The organism is Sphaerochaeta sp. UBA5836 (genome assembly GCF_002432845.1).
Taxonomy (GTDB): domain Bacteria; phylum Spirochaetota; class Spirochaetia; order Sphaerochaetales; family Sphaerochaetaceae; genus Sphaerochaeta.
In genome coordinates this window covers 19,049-19,680 of sequence record NZ_DJGW01000002.1, presented here as the reverse complement: position 1 = coordinate 19,680, position 632 = coordinate 19,049, and the positions used below count along the sequence as shown (strand labels likewise).

Here is a 632-nt window from a genome sequence, read left to right as displayed (position 1 = left end):
ATATGGGCGAAATACGAAAGGGGAATCATGATCTCCGACGTCTTGGCAACTCGCATCCACCAACCGATGAAGTCAATCTGTAGTTGGGTGTAACGGCCGATAAGCAACCTCAATTCATTTTCCCAATCCAGGAATTGGTCGCAATCGGCAGAAGCAGACAGCATGCTGGTACGTATGCTTCTTCCCAACCTCAGCTTGGTGCACACAAGCGACAATGCATCGCACAACCATCGATACTGGCTGCATAGCAAATAGTCCTGCAAGTCGGGAACCAAGGCACTTGCCTTGTGGGCGATTATCTGCAGCTTCTCAATGCTCTCTTCTGAAATACTGAACAACGGCCTCATCAGATGATGGCTCTCCGGGTCCAGTACCCCGGCAACGCCTTCCGGAAGCGGCATGAGGGCTTCAAGATTGTCAGGAGGCAGAGCACTCGTGAGCATCCGGCCTGTAAGCGGTTCATCGAACAAAGCGATGACACACTGGCTTCGGTTCTTCGACCAGAACGCAGGAAGACGATGAATATGAGGAAGTAGCAGATGCAATGCCTGCAGCGCTGGTTCTCCCAGTACCTGGGAGAGCGGGCCCAGCTGCTCTTCAAGGGCAATCTTTTTGCCCGACCAACTCACCTC

Annotated in this window: 1 protein-coding gene; it reads right to left on the bottom strand. The window is 52.8% G+C overall.

The window, feature by feature from the left end; all coding sequences use genetic code 11:
• Positions 1 to 632 (bottom strand): hypothetical protein (locus B3F49_RS00120; protein WP_293908446.1); only part of this gene is annotated, 632 nt, incomplete at both ends.